16 protein-coding genes are annotated in these 16,270 nt (G+C 67.0%); 7 read left to right on the top strand and 9 right to left on the bottom strand.

Going from position 1 to position 16,270, the window contains the following annotated elements:
* Positions 1-406: 406 nt before the first annotated feature.
* Positions 407-616: a hypothetical protein gene (locus DIE11_RS01610; RefSeq protein WP_124621093.1), complete on the bottom strand. Its 210-nt coding sequence runs from the start codon at positions 614-616 to the stop codon at positions 407-409.
* Here DIE11_RS01610 and DIE11_RS01605 point away from each other — a divergent pair.
* The 3 genes from DIE11_RS01605 to DIE11_RS01595 all read left to right on the top strand — a co-directional run bounded on the left by DIE11_RS01605 (position 615) and on the right by DIE11_RS01595 (position 2,921).
* Positions 615-1,001: a YqjD family protein gene (locus DIE11_RS01605; RefSeq protein WP_059531622.1), complete on the top strand. Its 387-nt coding sequence runs from the start codon at positions 615-617 to the stop codon at positions 999-1,001. The genes DIE11_RS01610 and DIE11_RS01605 overlap by 2 nt on opposite strands.
* A gap of 51 nt (positions 1,002-1,052) precedes the next feature.
* Positions 1,053-1,637 carry a YSC84-related protein gene (locus DIE11_RS01600; RefSeq protein WP_059601628.1) on the top strand — a complete coding sequence of 195 codons (585 nt, stop codon included), beginning with the start codon at positions 1,053-1,055 and terminating at the stop codon, positions 1,635-1,637.
* Positions 1,638-1,868: 231 nt separating this feature from the next.
* A complete protein-coding gene (locus tag DIE11_RS01595) occupies positions 1,869-2,921 on the top strand; it encodes an AI-2E family transporter (protein WP_124621091.1) in 1,053 nt (350 codons plus the stop codon).
* A gap of 9 nt (positions 2,922-2,930) precedes the next feature.
* Here DIE11_RS01595 and DIE11_RS01590 read toward each other — a convergent pair whose 3' ends face one another.
* The 6 genes from DIE11_RS01590 to DIE11_RS01565 all read right to left on the bottom strand — a co-directional run bounded on the left by DIE11_RS01590 (position 2,931) and on the right by DIE11_RS01565 (position 8,868).
* On the bottom strand, positions 2,931-3,434 hold the full coding sequence (locus DIE11_RS01590; RefSeq protein ID WP_124621089.1) for a thioesterase: 504 nt from the start codon (positions 3,432-3,434) through the stop codon (positions 2,931-2,933).
* A gap of 167 nt (positions 3,435-3,601) precedes the next feature.
* Positions 3,602-4,618 carry an NADP-dependent oxidoreductase gene (locus DIE11_RS01585; RefSeq protein WP_124621086.1) on the bottom strand — a complete coding sequence of 339 codons (1,017 nt, stop codon included), beginning with the start codon at positions 4,616-4,618 and terminating at the stop codon, positions 3,602-3,604.
* Positions 4,619-4,652: 34 nt separating this feature from the next.
* Entirely contained in the window at positions 4,653-5,441 is a 789-nt protein-coding gene (locus tag DIE11_RS01580) for an SDR family oxidoreductase (RefSeq protein ID WP_124621084.1), read from the bottom strand.
* 432 nt (positions 5,442-5,873) lie between these two features.
* Positions 5,874-6,461 carry a phosphatase PAP2 family protein gene (locus DIE11_RS01575; protein ID WP_124621082.1) on the bottom strand — a complete coding sequence of 196 codons (588 nt, stop codon included), beginning with the start codon at positions 6,459-6,461 and terminating at the stop codon, positions 5,874-5,876.
* Positions 6,462-6,541: 80 nt separating this feature from the next.
* Complete coding sequence (locus DIE11_RS01570; protein ID WP_124621080.1) at positions 6,542-7,858, bottom strand: Nramp family divalent metal transporter; 1,317 nt, start codon at positions 7,856-7,858, stop codon at positions 6,542-6,544.
* Positions 7,807-8,868, bottom strand: coding sequence for a helix-turn-helix domain-containing protein (locus DIE11_RS01565; RefSeq protein ID WP_124621078.1), 1,062 nt, complete (start codon positions 8,866-8,868; stop codon positions 7,807-7,809). The genes DIE11_RS01570 and DIE11_RS01565 overlap by 52 nt, the downstream gene beginning before the upstream one ends.
* A gap of 467 nt (positions 8,869-9,335) precedes the next feature.
* On the opposite strand from DIE11_RS01565, the gene DIE11_RS01560 reads away from it, so the two are divergent.
* Positions 9,336-10,256, top strand: a complete 921-nt coding sequence (locus DIE11_RS01560) for a LysR family transcriptional regulator (protein WP_124621076.1) — start codon at positions 9,336-9,338, stop codon at positions 10,254-10,256.
* Between the two features lie 118 nt (positions 10,257-10,374).
* Complete coding sequence (locus DIE11_RS01555) at positions 10,375-10,776, top strand: OsmC family protein (RefSeq protein ID WP_059466564.1); 402 nt, start codon at positions 10,375-10,377, stop codon at positions 10,774-10,776.
* 101 nt (positions 10,777-10,877) lie between these two features.
* Here the strand turns inward: DIE11_RS01555 and DIE11_RS01550 are convergent, their stop codons facing one another.
* Positions 10,878-11,759, bottom strand: coding sequence for a Dyp-type peroxidase (locus DIE11_RS01550; protein WP_124621074.1), 882 nt, complete (start codon positions 11,757-11,759; stop codon positions 10,878-10,880).
* 484 nt (positions 11,760-12,243) lie between these two features.
* On the opposite strand from DIE11_RS01550, the gene DIE11_RS01540 reads away from it, so the two are divergent.
* Both DIE11_RS01540 and DIE11_RS01535 read left to right on the top strand, forming a co-directional pair.
* A complete protein-coding gene (locus tag DIE11_RS01540) occupies positions 12,244-14,106 on the top strand; it encodes an ABC transporter ATP-binding protein (RefSeq protein ID WP_124621072.1) in 1,863 nt (620 codons plus the stop codon).
* 116 nt (positions 14,107-14,222) lie between these two features.
* Positions 14,223-14,936: a riboflavin synthase subunit alpha gene (locus tag DIE11_RS01535; RefSeq protein WP_124621070.1), complete on the top strand. Its 714-nt coding sequence runs from the start codon at positions 14,223-14,225 to the stop codon at positions 14,934-14,936.
* A gap of 87 nt (positions 14,937-15,023) precedes the next feature.
* On the opposite strand, the gene DIE11_RS01530 is transcribed toward DIE11_RS01535, so the two are convergent.
* On the bottom strand, positions 15,024-16,265 hold the full coding sequence (locus tag DIE11_RS01530; RefSeq protein WP_124621068.1) for a voltage-gated chloride channel family protein: 1,242 nt from the start codon (positions 16,263-16,265) through the stop codon (positions 15,024-15,026).
* Between the last annotated feature and the right edge of the window lie 5 nt (positions 16,266-16,270).

Raw genomic sequence — 16,270 nt, 5'->3', positions numbered from 1 at the left:
GACAACGTGTCAGATGCGAAGCGTAGCAGCCTTGGCCGGCCCTGCCGTCATCGTTGGCCGTTCGGCACTGGCCTGATGGCCAATTCGATCACAACACGCGATGTTGCCGTCAGGATGCTTGCACGAACCTTCGAATTTTCTTCTGGTGGAGCGCGCCTTGTCACGCCTGCCGCCGCTCATGCTTGCCGCCTCGCTCGTCGTCTCCGCTGCGCGCGCTCGAATCCAGTCGTCATCGACCTGGCGCTGGACGACAGTGCCGCCTGAGCCGTCGCGGGCACAAACCCTGCTCCACGAAGAAATGGACGACTAGTGCAATTGCATGGGTCTGGCAGATGCAACGGCACTATTTACCTGACGCATCGCGCGACGCCATATTTACCGGACTTTCATGTCGCGCAACGGCTCGCTACGCCGTTTTGCCCGATGCGCGAAATTTTTTCAACCACTGCCCCGCCCCGTCGCGCGGGGCTTCCCGGGAAACTTGCCGACGAATTGAAAATTTGTCTCGAAACTCAATTGGCTGATGTGAATCACATTGGTTGCTGGGATTGGTCTTATCTTCAAATTGGCCTGCAAGTCCGGCCTGCAAATCAAATCCAAGGAGGATAAACATCATGGCGCTCACTGACTCGATCGAACACAAGCTGGACCGCGGCCTGTCCGATATCCGTCGTACCGGCCGGCGCGTGGGACGCTCGGCGCGCTCGGCCGCCCGCGATCTGCATGCGGACGTATCGGACGATCTGCGCGGGCTGGTCGATGAACTGGAAGACCTGCTGAAGAACGACGGCGACGGCGATATCGCCGCGCTGCGCAAGCGCGTGCAGTCACGGCTCGACGAAGCGCGCAGCACGCTCGACTACGCGTCGGGCTCAGCGGCCGCCCGGCTGCGCGATTCGGCCGAGCGCGTGTCGCAAGCCGTGCACGACAACCCATGGCAGACGGCGGGCGTCGTCGCGGGCCTCGCGTTCGTCGCGGGCCTGCTGCTTGCCCGCCGTTGAACGGGGCTGGCCGCCCATCCGTTCTCAACCCGACAACGAAGGAGAAACGCCATGCAGAAGTCTCTCGCCCTGAAAGCCGCCGCCGCCGTCATGCTCGGCAGTCTCGCCCTTGCCGGTTGCACCACCACGCCCGACAAACCCGACAACGCATCGGCCAGCGCGTCGAAACGCGAGTCGATCGATGCGAGCGTGAACGCGACGCTGTCGCGCCTCTATTCGACGGTGCCGGGCTCGCGTGAGCTCGTTGCGAAATCGCGCGGCGTGCTCGTGTTCCCGAACGTGCTGCAGGCCGGCTTCATCGTCGGCGGCCAGTCCGGCAACGGTGCGCTGCGTGTCGGCGGCAGCACCGTCGGCTACTACAACACGTCGTCGCTGTCGGTGGGCCTGCAGGCCGGCGCGCAATCGAAGGCCATCGTGTTCCTGTTCATGACGCAGGATGCGCTCGACTCGTTCCGCAAGTCCGAAGGCTGGTCGGCCGGCGCCGACGCCTCCGTCGCGGTCGTGAAGGTCGGCGCGAACGGTGCGGTCGACTCCAATACGGCCACCGCTCCAGTCGAGGTGCTTATCCTGACCAACGCGGGCCTGATGGGCGACCTGTCGGTCAACGGCACCAAGATCACCCGGCTCCACATCTGACGCGTCGACACGGCCCCAGGGCCGATTTGCTTCCCGGCAACGCCGCGACTCCGGTCGCGGCGTTTTCGCGTGCGCCGCGCGCGGCGGCTATGATGGCGGCACCTTTGCGGGCATACTGCCCATCGGGCCGCCCTGCGCGCGCTTCGCCGCGAACCCGTGACGTTCGCGAGCCGATCGCGCCCGAGGCAACGAGATTCAATCAAACCAGGCATCAATCTGCGCGAACCATCCATGGAAAGCGGACACGATCACCAAAAATTCTTCTATTTCCTGCTGTTCGCGGTCACCGTCGGACTGTGCTGGATACTCGCGCCGTTCTCCGGCGCCGTCTTCTGGGGCACCATTCTCGCGATCCTGTTCCAGCCGGTGCAGCGCTGGCTTGCCGCGCGCTTCGGCAAGCGGCGCAACCTCGCCGCGCTCGTGACGATGTCGCTGATCATTCTGATCGTGATCCTGCCGCTCGTGTTCGTCACGGCGACGCTCGTGCAGGAAATCGCGTACGTGTACCAGGAGCTGAAGAGCGCGCAACCGAATTATTCGCAGTACTTCCATGACATCATTCACGCGCTGCCGACGTCGATTCAGAACCTGCTGCAGAAATACGGGCTGACCAACATCCCGGGCATCCAGAAGAAGCTGACCGACGGTGCCGCGCAGATCAGCCAGTTCGCGGCAACCCAGGCGCTCAGCATCGGCCAGAACACGTTCCAGTTCGTCGTCAGCTTCGGCGTGATGCTGTACATGGTGTTCTTCCTGCTGCGCGACGGCGGCGAGATCGGCCGCCGCGTGCGCCGCGCGATGCCGCTCGACGAAGAGCACAAGAACCTGCTGCTCGCGAAGTTCACGACGGTGGTACGCGCAACCGTGAAGGGCAACATCGCGGTCGCGCTCGTGCAGGGCGCGCTCGGCGGCCTGATTTTCTGGATCCTCGGGATCGAGGGCGTCGTGCTGTGGGGCGCGCTGATGGCGTTCCTGTCGCTGCTGCCGGCGATCGGCGCGAGCCTCGTGTGGGTGCCCGCCGCGCTCTACTTCCTCGCGATCGGCGCGATCTGGAAATGCGTGATCCTCGTCGCGTTCTGCGTCGGCGTGATCGGCCTCGTCGACAACCTGCTGCGCCCGATCCTCGTCGGCAAGGACACGAAGATGCCCGACTGGGTCGTGCTGATCTCGACGCTCGGCGGGATGGCGCTGTTCGGCATCAACGGCTTCGTGATCGGACCGCTCGTCGCCGCGCTGTTCATGGCGAGCTGGGATATTTACGCGCGAGCCGAACAGGGCGAATGACGCGGCGCGTCACGGATGTCGAATCCTGATCACGACGGGCGCCACGGCGCCCGTTTCCATGTCCGGCCCCGCGACCGTCAGCACGCCGCCATACGGGCCGACACGATACGCGCGCCCCGAATCCAGCGGCACGATTCGATCGTCGCGCGCATCGCGCCATGTCGCGCGAACCTCCGCTCCCGCGGGGCGCGAAAGCGGCTGGCCATCCAGTTCCACGAGCGCCACAAGCGCGCCGGGCAGGCGCCGGCCATGCGCATCGAACCGGAGTGTCGCCGCGGTCGCACTGCTTGACGCCCCGATCGACGGCGCGTCGAATCTCACGTCGTACAGATCGACGAGCGCTCCGCTGAATCGCACGATGCCATTCGCGTGCACCGGCTCAGCCGCACCCGCGCCCGACATCGCGAATGCGATGCCGAACCCGGCTGCGACGCTCCGCAGTCTGGCGCCGATGCACCGCTTCGTTCGATCGCGCACCGCCGCCGGTGCTGCCTGCCCCGTCTTCGCTTGCATGTTTCGCCTCCCGTTTTTGCCGTGCAAATGAAAAACGGCGGCGTGACGCGCATGTCACGCCGCCGTTTGCTGGCAATTACTTTAAGGAGAGCGGCCGGAACGATATATGGGATACGTCCTAAATTGATCCCGGACTATGCAGACTCAACCCGCGCGAGCGCGGCAGCTCATGCGTCCGGATCGACGCGCAGCACGAGCTTGCCGCGATGTTCGCCGTCAAACAGGCGATTCAGCACGTCGGGCGCATTCTCGAGCCCGTCGGCGACGGTTTCCTCGGCCTTGAGCCGGCCGTCGCGCAGCCATCCGGCGAGCGTCTGCACGGCTTCGCGGCTCTTGCGGTAGTCGAGGATCAGGAAGCCGCGCATCGTGATCCGCTTCGAGATCAGCACGCCGACGTCGTCCGCTGCGCGGCCGCTGTTGTAGTTCGAGATCACGCCGCACAGCGCCACGCGACCGCCGATCACCATCCGCGACAGCACCGCGCGCATCACCTCGCCGCCGACGTTCTCGAAGTTCACATGCACGCCGTCCGGCGTCGCTGCCTTCAGCTGCTGACGAAAATCGTCGGCCTTGTAGTCGACGGCCGCGTCGAAGCCGAGCGTCTCGGTCAGGTAGCGGCACTTGTCCGCGCCGCCCGCGATCCCCACCACGCGCGCGCCGTGGATCTTGCCGATCTGGCCGGCGATCGAACCGACCGAGCCGGCCGCCGCCGACACGACGAGCGTCTCGCCGGGCTGCACCGGCGCGATGTCGGTCAGCCCGTAATACGCGGTCAGGCCGCTCATCCCGCACGCGCCGAGCAGCGTCGGCAGCGGCAGGCCCGACTGCGCGGGCAGCTTCACGAGCTGCGCGGCCTGGTCGGCCGGCACGACCGCATAGTCCTGCCAGCCGACCAGCCCCTGTACGAGATCGCCTGGCGCGAAACCCGCATGGCGCGATGCGACCACGCGCCCGATGCCGAGCGCGCGCATCACTTCGCCGATCGCGACGGGCGGCAGGTATTGCGGCACGTCGCTCATCCATACGCGGTTGGTCGGATCCATCGACAGATACAGCACACGCACGAGCACTTCGCCGTCGGCGAGCGCCGGCACCGGTGTTTCGACGAGCGAAAAGTGTTCGCGGCCGACCCGCCCTTCCGGGCGCGTCTTCAGAAGCAGCTGGCGGTTCACGGGTGTCGACATGATGTTCTCCTCCGGTTGTTGTCGTCGATGCGCGTCAGACCGCGCACATGCCGCCGTCGATCACGAGTTCGGCGGCCGTCACGAAGCGGCTTTCGTCGGATGCCAGATAGACGGCCGCATGCGCGACGTCGTCCGGATCGCCGAGCCGGCGCAGTGGAATGCCGCGTGCGAGCTTGCGCGTCGCATCGCGTTCGCCGAGCGACTGGAACAGCGGCTCGACGATGCCCGTGCGAATGAATGCCGGGTGAATCGAGTTGCAGCGCACGTCGAGCTCGCGGCGCGCGCAGTCGATCGCGACCGACTTCGTCAGCGACGCAACCGCGGCCTTCGACGCGTTGTACGCCGTGAAATCCGGCTCGACCTTGAACGCGGCCACCGACGAGATGTTGATGATCGACGCCGGGTGGCTTGCGCCCAGGTACGGCAGCGCGTGCTTGCAGCCGAGCACGATGCTCTCGACGTTGATCGCCATCACGCGCCGCCATTCGTCGAGCTGGATCTGCGCGGGCGCGCCGATCGACCCGACGCCGGCATTGTTGACGAGCACCGACACCCCGCCCATCGCTTCGTTCGCCTGCGCGAGCAGCGCCTGCCAGCGCGCCTCGTCGCGCACGTCCTGGGTGGCCGCGAACGCGACCGGCGCCGCGTGCCCCGTGTTGAGTTCATGCGCGAACGCGTCGAGCACCGCCGCGTCGGCGATGTCGGTCAGGAACACGCGCGCGCCCTGCTCGACCATCCGGCGCGCGATCGCGCGGCCCAGGCCACCGGCGGCGCCAGTGATGTACGCGCACTTGCCTGCGAGGCGCGGGGAAACGACTGTCATGGAACCTGCTCCTATCGTGAATCGTCGAGGCGGACCGGTGCCGCGACGGCGGTTGCCGTGCGCCGGCCGACGGCCGCATGGTTTGCGCGAGTATAGCGAGCCGGCCGCACCGCGCCGGACAAATCGGGCAAGCCGCCGCTGCGGCCACGATCGAACGAACGCCAGCGTACGCGATTGCCGGCGATCGATGAAATGAATATTCGTAATGCCCGGTCATAGACGCGATTCATGACCTGCGTATCGCCGGGCGACGGGACGAGCCTGTTCCGCGCGCCGGATCACCGCGAATATCGATTCAATGAAGGCAGAACGCCGGATTTTGACAATGACGAGGAAAGAACGGGATGAGAGTCGGAGGTGCAGCCACCGCGGGTGACCACCTCACCTGACACCGTGACACCGGGGGCGCTGACGCCCCGGAAAGAACGGCCATCAGGACCCGTTGCCGGACGTGTGCATGAATGCGCAGAACTGCGGGGAATGCGTATCGATCATCTGCTGGAACGGTGCGCGATTCCCGTACGCGATGCCGGACACGAGGAGCAGGCAGACGGCTGCGATGCGCGGCGAGACCGAGCGCTTGTGCGACCGGTCGTAGATCCGCAGGAACACCAGCGCGACCAGCGCGCCGAGCAGCCAGCCGACGACGACTTCGGGAATCGTGTGCGAATGGTCGAAGACGCGCGCGACGGCCGTCACCGCGCCGACAGCGAGGCCCGCCGCCACACCCGGCACCTTGTCGGCACGGAAGGCCTGCCACAGCATCGACAGCGCGACGGTCCACACGGACGTCGACAGCATCGTATGGCCGCTGATCACGCGGAAGTCGAACTGCGGGATTTCGACACCGCAGCCCGCATAGAGAATCTTGGTCGCCCCGACCAGGCTCATGCCGGCCGCGAGCAGCACGATCCAGCGCACCGCGAGCCGCCAGTCGGACAACGCGAGCCAGACCGCGCAGGTCAGCGCGACCGGCAGGGTCAGCGCGGCGTCGCCGATGTTGCTGATTTCACTCCACATAACGGACGTCGAACGGCTGGCAAAACGCGCAGTTTAACGCACGCGCGCCACGCGCCTGTTTCAGCCTGTGACAGGCTGTATCAACTCGCGACACCCGTAATCAGCAGCAGGTTCGTGCCGGTGATGACGGCGAACAGCGTCCACGCGGCGACCTGCATCCTGCGGCCGATCGCATGCTCGCCCATCGTGTCGCGATCGCTCACCGAGCGGATCAGCGGCCACATCGCGAACGGCAACTGCAGGCTCAACAGCACCTGGCTCCAGACGAGCAGTTGCCCGACCGAGTTCTCGCCAAGCCACAGCACGCCGATCAGCGCGGGCATCAGCGCGAGCCCGCGCGTGATCAGCCGGCGCTGGTAGCACGGGATTTTCGTGTGCAGGAAGCCGTCCATGATCACCTGGCCGGCGATCGTGCCGGTCAGCGTCGAGCTTTGCCCCGACGCGAGCAGCGCGATGCCGAACAGCAGCGCGGCCGCGCCGCCCGCGATCGGCGTGATCAGCCGGTACGCCTGTTCGATGTCGGTCACGTCGTGCTGGCCGGTCGCATGGAACGCCGCACCCGCGACGACCAGGATCGCCGCATTGACGAGCATCGCGACGAACAGCGACACGCAGGTGTCGATCCGCACCAGCGCGAGCGTGTCGCGGATCAGGCCGCGCGCGCCGCCGACGACATGACGCGTCTGCACGACCGACGAATGCAGATACAGGTTGTGCGGCATGATCGTCGCGCCGACGATGCCGAGCGCGAGCACGATCGCGTCCTTGCGGTCATGGCCCGGATCGCCCGGCACGAGCCCCGCCGCGACCGCATGCCAGTCGGGAGGCGTGATCGCGACCTGCGCGACGAAGCAGAACGCCATCGTCGCGATCAGCCCGAGCACGATCGCCTCGATCTGCCGGACGCCCTTGCCCTGCAGCCCGAGGACGATCACCGTGTCGAGCGCGGTGAGCACGATTCCCCACGCGAGCGGCACGCCGAGCAGCAGCTTGAACGCGAGCGCGCAGCCGAGCACTTCGGCGATGTCGCACGCGATGATCGACACCTCGGCGGTCACCCACTGCACGATGCGGCCGAAGCGGCCATAGCGGTCGTAGCTGGCCTGCGCGAGATCCTTGCCCGCGACGAGGCCGAGCCGCGCGGCGAGCATCTGCAGAAAGATCGCGGCGAGGCTCGAGAACGCCACGACCCACAGCAGCGAATAGCCGAATTGCGACCCGGCCTGAATGTCGGTGGCCCAGTTGCCGGGATCCATGTAGCCGATCGCGACCAGCAGGCCCGGGCCGAAGAAGCGCTTGAGCTTCATCCAGCGCGACGCGCCGGCGTCGATCGTGATGCTGCCCTTTACTTCCGACGGGCAGAAGGGGGCGGTGGCGGTAGTGGGGAGCAAGGGCATGGAAACCGGGGATCGTGATCGCGACACGGTGATTTTACGGTCATCCGCCCCGTTTTCTCCCGCGCATCGACACGCGCGCCCCGGCTCGCCCGCTCGCCGCCGGATTTCGCGGGCCGCGGCACGAGTTGCGGATCGGCCGCGCCGGCGCCGTTCGTCAGGATCCGCTCGCGCTCGGCGACGCGAAATTCGGTCGGCGACACCCGCAGGCGCTGGCGAAACAGCTTCGCCAGACGCTCGCCGCTGCCGAAGCCCGTGCGCCGCGCGACCTTGTCGGCCGGCAGCGTCGTGTGGATCAGCATGTGGCATGCGCGCTCGAGCCGCACGTGCTGCACGAACTCGGTCGGCGTCACGCCGATTTCCTTCTTGAAGCGCCGCAGGAAATTGCGCTCGCTCATCGCGGCCGTCTGGGCGACTTCCGCGATCGAAATGCGGTTCGCGCTCTGCGCGCGCAGCCGTTGCGCCGACATCCTGATCGACGGGCTCGCGCTCAGCTCGCGAAACGCCCACATCGACTGCGCGTAGCGCTGCTCGACCGGCCGCATCAGGTTGCTGGCGATCTCCTGCGCGGCGCTGTCGCCGAGATCGGCGCGGAACATGTCGAGCACGGCCGCGAACACGTCGGCCTCGCCTGCCTGCAGTTCGATCGTGGCCGCCGCGCCGCGCGCGCGACCGGTTCGCGCGTGACCGGCATCCGTCTGCCGCTGCGACGCCGCGAGCGTCGACAGATCCATCGCATCGACGATCCATCGCGCATGCCGGCGGATGTCGCTCAGGCGACGCCGCAATGCATCGTTCCAGTTGATCGACGCGCGGTCGCCATGAAGATGAATGAACGCGAGTGCACGAGGGCCGTGCTCGTCGCCGAGCGGATCGGCGGCGATCTGCACGCCCGACGACGACTGCAGCAACCCCCCGCTTTCCGATACGTACTTCAACTCGTAATCCGCACTGAACGCGTGCAGGCGATTCGCCAGGTTGAAGGCCTCGCTAAGGCGCGCGGCCTGCGCCAAGGAAAACCCCGTACTCAAATAGATTACGACCCACCTCTGATCTGCTGCTTCCACTGCCAAGCCCCCGGACTTTTTCGACTTCTTGTAATACCGTCGAACTGTCAGGCTTATATTTGGTTTGAACTCGTGCGACAGCGACGGCTATTTCGAAATATGAAGCGACGGCATCTTAGCCGAACGGGTCGTGTCTTTGGCATGAAATGGCAGACCGGGACAGCATGATGGCGGATTTCAACAGGCTGTCGCCGACCGCTGGTGCGGCCGCGCGGAAATGCGCATGCCGATGGGCAGGCTCGCATCGCGCGCATGATTCGCGTCGCGCATCGGATGCGCGCGGGCACGTATCGGCTCGATCGTCATCGACACGCATCGAACGGCATCGATCGTCGCTCTGATGCACGCACCCGCGTTCCGTTGTTCGCGCATCCCGTAGAATCGCTCCACCGTCCACCACGCCGACTTCGTCCGTGCCCGCCGATCATCGTCTCGACCTGAACCTGTTCCGCGTGCTCGATGCCGTCTACGTGCACGGCGGCATCGGCGCGGCCGCCCGTGCGCTGCACCTGACGCAGCCGGCGGTCACGCATGCGCTCAACCGTCTGCGCGCGCATTTCGACGACCCGCTGTTCGTCCGCCAGGGCAACCGCGTCGTGCCGACCGAGCGCACGCGCACGATCATCGCGGACGTGCAGCTTCACCTCGCCGGCCTGCAACGCGCCGTGCGCGCCCCGTCGGCATTCGACCCGGCGACGCTCGACCTGAGCATCGCCGTCGGCATTCGCGACGTGCTCGAATCGATCGCGCTGCCGCAGATCGTCGCCGCGTTCGCCGACGAAGCGCCGGGCCTGCGATTCGTGAGCCGCCGCATCGCGGTGCACGACATCGAACGCGAACTCGCGTCAGGCAATCTCGATCTGGTCGTCGATCGACGCGTGCAGACCGGTCCGCGCATCGCGACCGAACACCTGCTCGACGATTCGCTCGTCGTCGCGATGCGGCACGATCATCCGTTGACTGGCGGTCCGCTGCGGCGCGGCGACTATTTCGCCGCAGGGCATGTCGCGGTGTCGTCGCTCGGCGAACCGCAATCGCTCGACGTGCTGCTCGGCAACGACGGACGCCTCCGTCACATCCAGCTCGTTTGCCAGCATTACTTCGCCGCCTGCCAGATCGCCGCGACGGGCGACCTGCTGCTGACGCTGCCGCGCACGTATGCGCTGCGCATGGCGGCGATGCTGCCGATCGCCGTGCAGCCGCTGCCGCTACGGCTCAAGCCGTTTCCGCTGCTCGCGTACTGGCACGAGTCGCGCGAAACCGACCGCGCGCACCAGTGGGTGCGCGAACGCGTCGCCATGCTCGTGCGCCGGAGTGCCGGCGTCGCCGGCTGATCCTGGCGAGCCCCACCGACGCGCGCAGCGCCCACGATTTTCCGCGAGACGGTATGCTGGCGGCTCGTACGCCGCATCGTCGCGGCCGCCTCTTTCCCCGCTTGCCGGAGTTCTTGCCATGCCGCTCATCCATGCTGCCGCCACCCTCGCCGCCGACGCACCCGACTACGTCGTCCAGCTGCAGGCCGGCACGCACGCGCTGACCGGCGACGAAGCGCCGCGCGAAGGCGGACAGGGCCTCGGGCCGGCGCCGTTCGAGTTCGTGCTGGCCGGCCTCGCGCAATGCACGGCCGCGACGCTGCGCATGTACATGCAGCGCAAGACGTGGCCGGCCGTGCGCATCGACGTGCGCACCGAACTGCACGCCGATCGCGAAGGGCAGCAATACGTGCGCCGCGTCGTGACGCTCGACGGCCCGCTCGACGATGCGCAGCGCCAGCGGCTCGCGGAAATCTGCGAGAAGACGCCGGTGACGCTGTTCATCAAGCGCGGCACGCGCATCGAAACGACGCTGAACTGACGGGACGACGCACCGCGCCGCACACGATCGATACGCAACAAGTAAAACGGGCGGGCCGCGCACGATGCGCGGCCCGCCCGTTTGCGGATGTCGTCCGGCGTTTACAGTCCGAGCGCGGACAGGTCCAGCTTGCCTTCCTTCACCGGCGGGCACCAGAAATACGCGCCCGTCAGCGGTCGCGTGAAACGGAACAGGCCGTCGACGATGCCGTCGTCCGCGCCGCTCATCCGGCGCATCTGCACGTCGAACGCGCGGAACGAACGGCCGAACGCGACGAAGTAGAGCCCCGCGCGGCGCGCGTCGGACCACGGCGACGAACGGCGCAGCATGAACGCCTCCGGCTCGAAGCTCTCCTGCGCGGTGCGCTTCACGTGCGCGAACTCGGGCGCATCATCGAGTTCCTCGTTGTCCGAGCGGCGGCGACCGATGATGTGATCCATGTCGCCGGACGCAATGCGCTCCATCTGGTCGAAGTCGTGCAGCCATTGCTGAACCGCGACGAAGCTCGAACCGTCGAGACCCGCGCCCTGCCCCGTGACGATCGCCGCGGCCAGCGCGTCGTCGCCGCTCGGGTTCTCGGTGCCGTCCTCATAACCCGACAGGTCGCGATCGTTCGAATAGCGGAACCCGTCGACCGCGTCCTGCAGCGCGAACGCCGGCGCAAGCGCCCGTTCGATCGTCCGTGCACGCAGCACGAGCTCGCCGCGATCGTCGCCGCGCAGCCAGACCCAGACGTCGGCCGGCGTGATCGGCAGCGTGCGGTCGTTCACCGCGAACGCCGGATATTCGGTGAGGCCCGGGACCGGACGCCCGAGGTGTGCGGCCAGCGCCTGTCCGAAGCCCACGACCGTGTCGCGTCCGTCGACGAGCTCGCGCAAAGCCCTCAGCGCCGCTGCCACGTTGCCGTTGTTCGAAATCGTGAAAGTGAGGTATCGGGCCGCCGTGTCGATCGGAGCCAGGATGCCTTGCTGAACGTCGCTCATCGTTTCCTCAGGAATGTATCGGGGTGAATCCGCGGGGCCGCAGCGGCCGGCGCGCAACGGCAAAGTGTAATCGATGCGGCCCGCCGACCCGTGCGGCACCGCACCGCGGAATCCGCACGAAAAAGGGCCGAAACCCCGAATACTAACCGTATCGACGCTGCAACGCGGCATTCGTCAGACGTTGCGGCGACTCCGGCACTGCTGATAAAATCCCTTCACGTCTTTTCGGCGTCCTTTCAACCGTTCACTTCAGGGAGGTGCAGATGTTCCGAATGCCAGCAGCCTTCCCGAACGTGGTCCCACGGCGCGGCTGATCCAGCCCGTCGTCCGCGCCGGCTCCCGAGTGCTCCGCTAACTCGACGGCCAGCGCATTTTCCGACAGCCCGTTTCGTTTCGCCCGCGTCGTCCGCGCGGCCGGACTGTTGCGTTTTCGACGTTCTCCGAACCGGAAAGTCCCGTCGCGCGATGCGCCGGGCAACGATACATGACCAGAAAAACCACCCATCAGGGCGGCCAGGCATTCCAGGCCGTCTTCGGCTTCACGTTCCGCTACTGGCGCAAGCAGCCGGTACGCATCGCGACGATCACGACCTTGGCGCTGCTCGGCGCGCTTGCCGACGTGCTCACGCCGCTGTTCGCCGGCCGCCTCGTCGATGCGCTGTCGATCGGCCTGACCGACCGCGCCGCCGCGTGGCATTCGGCCGTCGTCGCGTTCGGCACGCTCGCCGCGCTCGGCATCGGCGCGACGCTGCTGCGGCAGGGCGTCTATCTGAACATCATTACGCTTACGCTGAAGATGATGAGCGAGATCGCCGCCGCGTCATTCCATCGCGTGCAGCGTTTCTCGACCGACTGGCACGCGAACAGCTTCGCGGGGTCGACCGTGCGCAAGATCACGCGCGGGATCTGGGCGCTCGACCTGTTGAACGACACCGTGCTGATCGCACTGCTGCCGTCGGTCACGATGCTCGTCGGGGCGACGGTGCTGCTCGGCACGCACTGGCCGGTGATGGGGTTCGTCGTCGGCGCGGGTTCGCTGCTGTACATCTCGGTGACGGTCACCGTGTCGCTCGGCATCGTCGCGCCGGCCGCGCGGCTCGGCAACATGTGGGACACGCGCATGGGCGGCGCACTCGCGGACGCGGTGAGCTGCAACGCGGTCGTCAAGGCGTTCGGCGCGGAAACGCGCGAGGAAGCGCGGCTCGCGCGCGTGATCGGCAAGTGGCGCCAGCGCACGCGCCGCACGTGGGTACGCGGCACGCTCAACGGCGGGCTGCAGGGTGCGATGCTCGTCGCGATGCAGGCGGCGATGATCGGCGTGGCGCTGCGGCTGTGGGCGAACGACGAAGCGAGCGTCGGCGACATCGCGTTTTCGCTGACGATGTTCTTCATGCTTCAGGGCTACCTGCGCGACGTCGGCATGCACATCCGCAACCTGCAGCGCTCGGTCAACGACATGGAAGAGCTCGTCGCGCTCGAGCGCCAGCCGCTCGGCATCGACGATCGTCCCGGCGCGCCGGCGATCCGGATCGGGCAAGGCGAGATCCGCTTCGAGCATGTGACGTTCCGTTACGGCAACCATCCCGTGCCGCTGTACGACGACTTCTCGATGCGCATCGCGCCCGGCGAGCGGGTCGGCCTCGTCGGCCATTCCGGGTCGGGCAAGACGACGTTCATCAAGCTGATCCAGCGTCTGTACGACGTGTCGGGCGGCCGCATCACGATCGACGGCCAGGATATCGCGCAGGTGCGGCAGGATTCGCTGCGCAGCCAGATCGCGATCGTCCAGCAGGAGCCCGTGCTGTTCCACCGCACGCTGGCGGAGAACATCGCGTATGCGCGCCCCGACGCGAGCCGTGCGGAGATCGAGCGCGCCGCGCGTCTCGCCAGCGCGCACGACTTCATCGTCGCGCTGCCGGACGGCTATGACACGCTCGTCGGCGAGCGCGGGATCAAGCTGTCCGGCGGCGAACGCCAGCGCGTCGCGATCGCGCGCGCGTTCCTCGCGGATGCACCGATCCTGATCCTCGACGAAGCGACGTCGAGCCTCGACAGCGAAAGCGAGGTGCTGATCCAGCAGGCGATGGAGCGGCTGATGGTCGGCCGCACGACGCTCGTCGTCGCGCACCGGCTGTCGACGGTGCGCTCGCTCGACCGCCTGCTCGTGCTCGATCGCGGCAAGGTGATCGAGGAAGGCAACCACGACGCGCTGATCCGCATCGACGGCGGGATTTATCGCCGGTTGTTCGAGCGGCAGGCGCTGGAGCTGGCGAAGGGCCTGATCGATTCGCCGCAGCGCACGGTCAACGGCGATGCCGGCCCGCGGGGGCAGCCGGCGGAGGCTTGATGGCAACCCGGTTGCGGCCGGACGTGCGATGCACTGCCGCCGCGCTTCCGGCCCCGACGCCGCCCTCCGCGATCACTTATCATACCGGCCAGGCAATTTGCGACCAAAGGCGGATCATGTTTACAGGCATTGTTCAGGGTGTTGGCGTCATCAAGACCATCAAGGATCACGGCGAACTGAGAACGTTCAGCATCGAATTCCCCGAGCGGTTCACCACCGACATCGAGATCGGCGCGAGCGTCTCGGTCGACGGCGTCTGCCTGACGGTGACGACCATCCACTCGCCGCTGCTGATCGACTTCGACGTGATGTTGCCGAGCCTGAGAATCACCACGCTCGCCGACCTGACGACCGGCGCCCGGGTCAACGTGGAACGGGCCGCGAAGGACGGCGCGGAAATCGGCGGGCATCCGCTGTCCGGTCACGTCGACTTCATGGGGACCATCCTGCATATCGCGTCGTCCGAACACAACCGGATGATCCGCATCGGCGTGCCGGCCGATTTCAAACGCTATGTGTTTGCGAAGGGCTATATCGCGATCAACGGCTGCAGCCTCACCGTATCGGACGTCAATCGCGACGAAGGGTGGTTCGAAGTCTGGCTGATTCCGGAAACGCGACGCGCGACCACCTTCGACGCCAAAGGCGTCAACGACAAGGTCAATATCGAGATCGAGCGCAGCACCCAGGTCGTCGTGGATACGATCCGGGAGTCGGTCAAGGAAACGCTCGGGGAACTGACCGGTGTCGTGACGACCTTGCTCGCGGAGAAAGGCATCGACATCGAGGAACTGCTCGCGCGCAACGTCGCGAAACTGCCGAAGGCGTGACGGACGCCCCCCGTTCCCGGTGATCGGCGCGATCACCGGGTGTCCGTTTCCGTCGACATACCGAGGTCGGCCGCCCCGCCCGCGCCGTCAGTCCGCCTCCACCCGCGCCCCCTTCCCCACCGCCACCCGCTGCGATCGATAAATCCCCGCGTGTCCGGAAAACAGATAGGCGACCACGCAGGCGACGATCGCATAGACGCCGATATCCGCGCCGAACAGTTCGATCGCCATGATCGTCGACGCGACCGGCGTGTTGGCCGCGCCCGCGAACACCGCGACGAAGCCGAGCCCCGCGAGCACCGGCACCGGCAGCGCGAGCACCTGGCCGAGCGCGTTGCCGAGCGTCGCGCCGATATAGAACAGCGGCGTCACTTCGCCGCCCTTGAATCCCGACGCGAGCGTGACGACGGTAAACGCGAACTTGCCCGCGAAATCGTAAGCCGGCAGCGACCCGTGAAACGCGGCCTCGATCGTCGGGATCCCGAGCCCGAGATACTGCGGCACCTTCAGCACGGTGGCGGCCACCGCCACCAGCGCGCCGCCGAGCACCGGCTGCAGCGGCGCGTAGCGCACGACGCGGCGAAACCATGCGCTCAGCGCATGCGTCGCGAACGCGAACAGCCGGCCGACGACGCCGAACGCGACACCCGCGACGACCGTCGCGATCAACCCCGAGGCCGACACGGCCGGCACGAACGGAATCGCATAAACGGTGTGATGCACGCCCCACGCGCGGCACACGATGTCCGCGACGATCGCCGACGCGACGCAGGTCAGCAGCGCGTCGTACCGCACGCGGCCGATCGCGAGCACCTCGAGCCCGAACACGGCGCCCGCGAGCGGCGTGCCGAATACCGACGAGAACCCGGCCGCGATGCCGCCCATCAGCAGCACACGCCGATGCTCGCGATCGAGCCGGAACAGGTGCGTGACGCGATCGGCGAGCGCGCCGCCCATCTGCACGGCCGTGCCCTCGCGGCCCGCCGACCCGCCGAACAGGTGCGTGACGACGGTCGCGACGAGCACGAGCGGCGCCATCCGCTTCGGCACGAGCGCCTTCGGGTCGTGAATTTCGTCGATCAGCAGGTTGTTGCCGCGCGCGACCGACTGGCCGAACCGGTGGTAGACCCAGCCGGTCGCGAAACCGGCTGCCGGCAGTCCCCACAACAGCCACGGATGCGCGACACGCGTGCCGGTCGCCCACTCGAGCGCGATCAGGAACCACGCGGAAGCCGTGCCGGCCAGCGCACCAAGCAGGGCAGAGAGCGCGAGCCAGCGGCACACGTAGCGCACGGTCGCGAAAAAATCGGCAGAAGTCGAGAAAAACATGATTT

Origin of the sequence: Burkholderia sp. Bp9012 (genome assembly GCF_003853825.1) — a bacterium.
GTDB lineage: Bacteria > Pseudomonadota > Gammaproteobacteria > Burkholderiales > Burkholderiaceae > Burkholderia > Burkholderia diffusa.
This window is presented reverse-complemented; position numbering and strand designations above follow the sequence as displayed.

What these genes read in the sequence shown, in the direction of transcription:
- DIE11_RS01605 (WP_059531622.1), top strand. Translation starts at nt 615, where the DNA reads ATGGCGCTCACTGACTCGATCGAACACAAGCTGGACCGCGGCCTGTCC.
- DIE11_RS01595 (WP_124621091.1), top strand. Translation starts at nt 1,869, where the DNA reads ATGGAAAGCGGACACGATCACCAAAAATTCTTCTATTTCCTGCTGTTC.
- DIE11_RS01590 (WP_124621089.1), bottom strand. Translation starts at nt 3,434, where the DNA reads ATGCAAGCGAAGACGGGGCAGGCAGCACCGGCGGCGGTGCGCGATCGA.
- DIE11_RS01535 (WP_124621070.1), top strand. Translation starts at nt 14,223, where the DNA reads ATGTTTACAGGCATTGTTCAGGGTGTTGGCGTCATCAAGACCATCAAG.
- DIE11_RS01610 (WP_124621093.1), bottom strand. Translation starts at nt 616, where the DNA reads ATGATGTTTATCCTCCTTGGATTTGATTTGCAGGCCGGACTTGCAGGC.
- DIE11_RS01530 (WP_124621068.1), bottom strand. Translation starts at nt 16,265, where the DNA reads ATGTTTTTCTCGACTTCTGCCGATTTTTTCGCGACCGTGCGCTACGTG.
- DIE11_RS01575 (WP_124621082.1), bottom strand. Translation starts at nt 6,461, where the DNA reads ATGTGGAGTGAAATCAGCAACATCGGCGACGCCGCGCTGACCCTGCCG.
- DIE11_RS01540 (WP_124621072.1), top strand. Translation starts at nt 12,244, where the DNA reads ATGACCAGAAAAACCACCCATCAGGGCGGCCAGGCATTCCAGGCCGTC.
- DIE11_RS01555 (WP_059466564.1), top strand. Translation starts at nt 10,375, where the DNA reads ATGCCGCTCATCCATGCTGCCGCCACCCTCGCCGCCGACGCACCCGAC.
- DIE11_RS01570 (WP_124621080.1), bottom strand. Translation starts at nt 7,858, where the DNA reads ATGCCCTTGCTCCCCACTACCGCCACCGCCCCCTTCTGCCCGTCGGAA.
- DIE11_RS01550 (WP_124621074.1), bottom strand. Translation starts at nt 11,759, where the DNA reads ATGAGCGACGTTCAGCAAGGCATCCTGGCTCCGATCGACACGGCGGCC.
- DIE11_RS01580 (WP_124621084.1), bottom strand. Translation starts at nt 5,441, where the DNA reads ATGACAGTCGTTTCCCCGCGCCTCGCAGGCAAGTGCGCGTACATCACT.
- DIE11_RS01585 (WP_124621086.1), bottom strand. Translation starts at nt 4,618, where the DNA reads ATGTCGACACCCGTGAACCGCCAGCTGCTTCTGAAGACGCGCCCGGAA.
- DIE11_RS01600 (WP_059601628.1), top strand. Translation starts at nt 1,053, where the DNA reads ATGCAGAAGTCTCTCGCCCTGAAAGCCGCCGCCGCCGTCATGCTCGGC.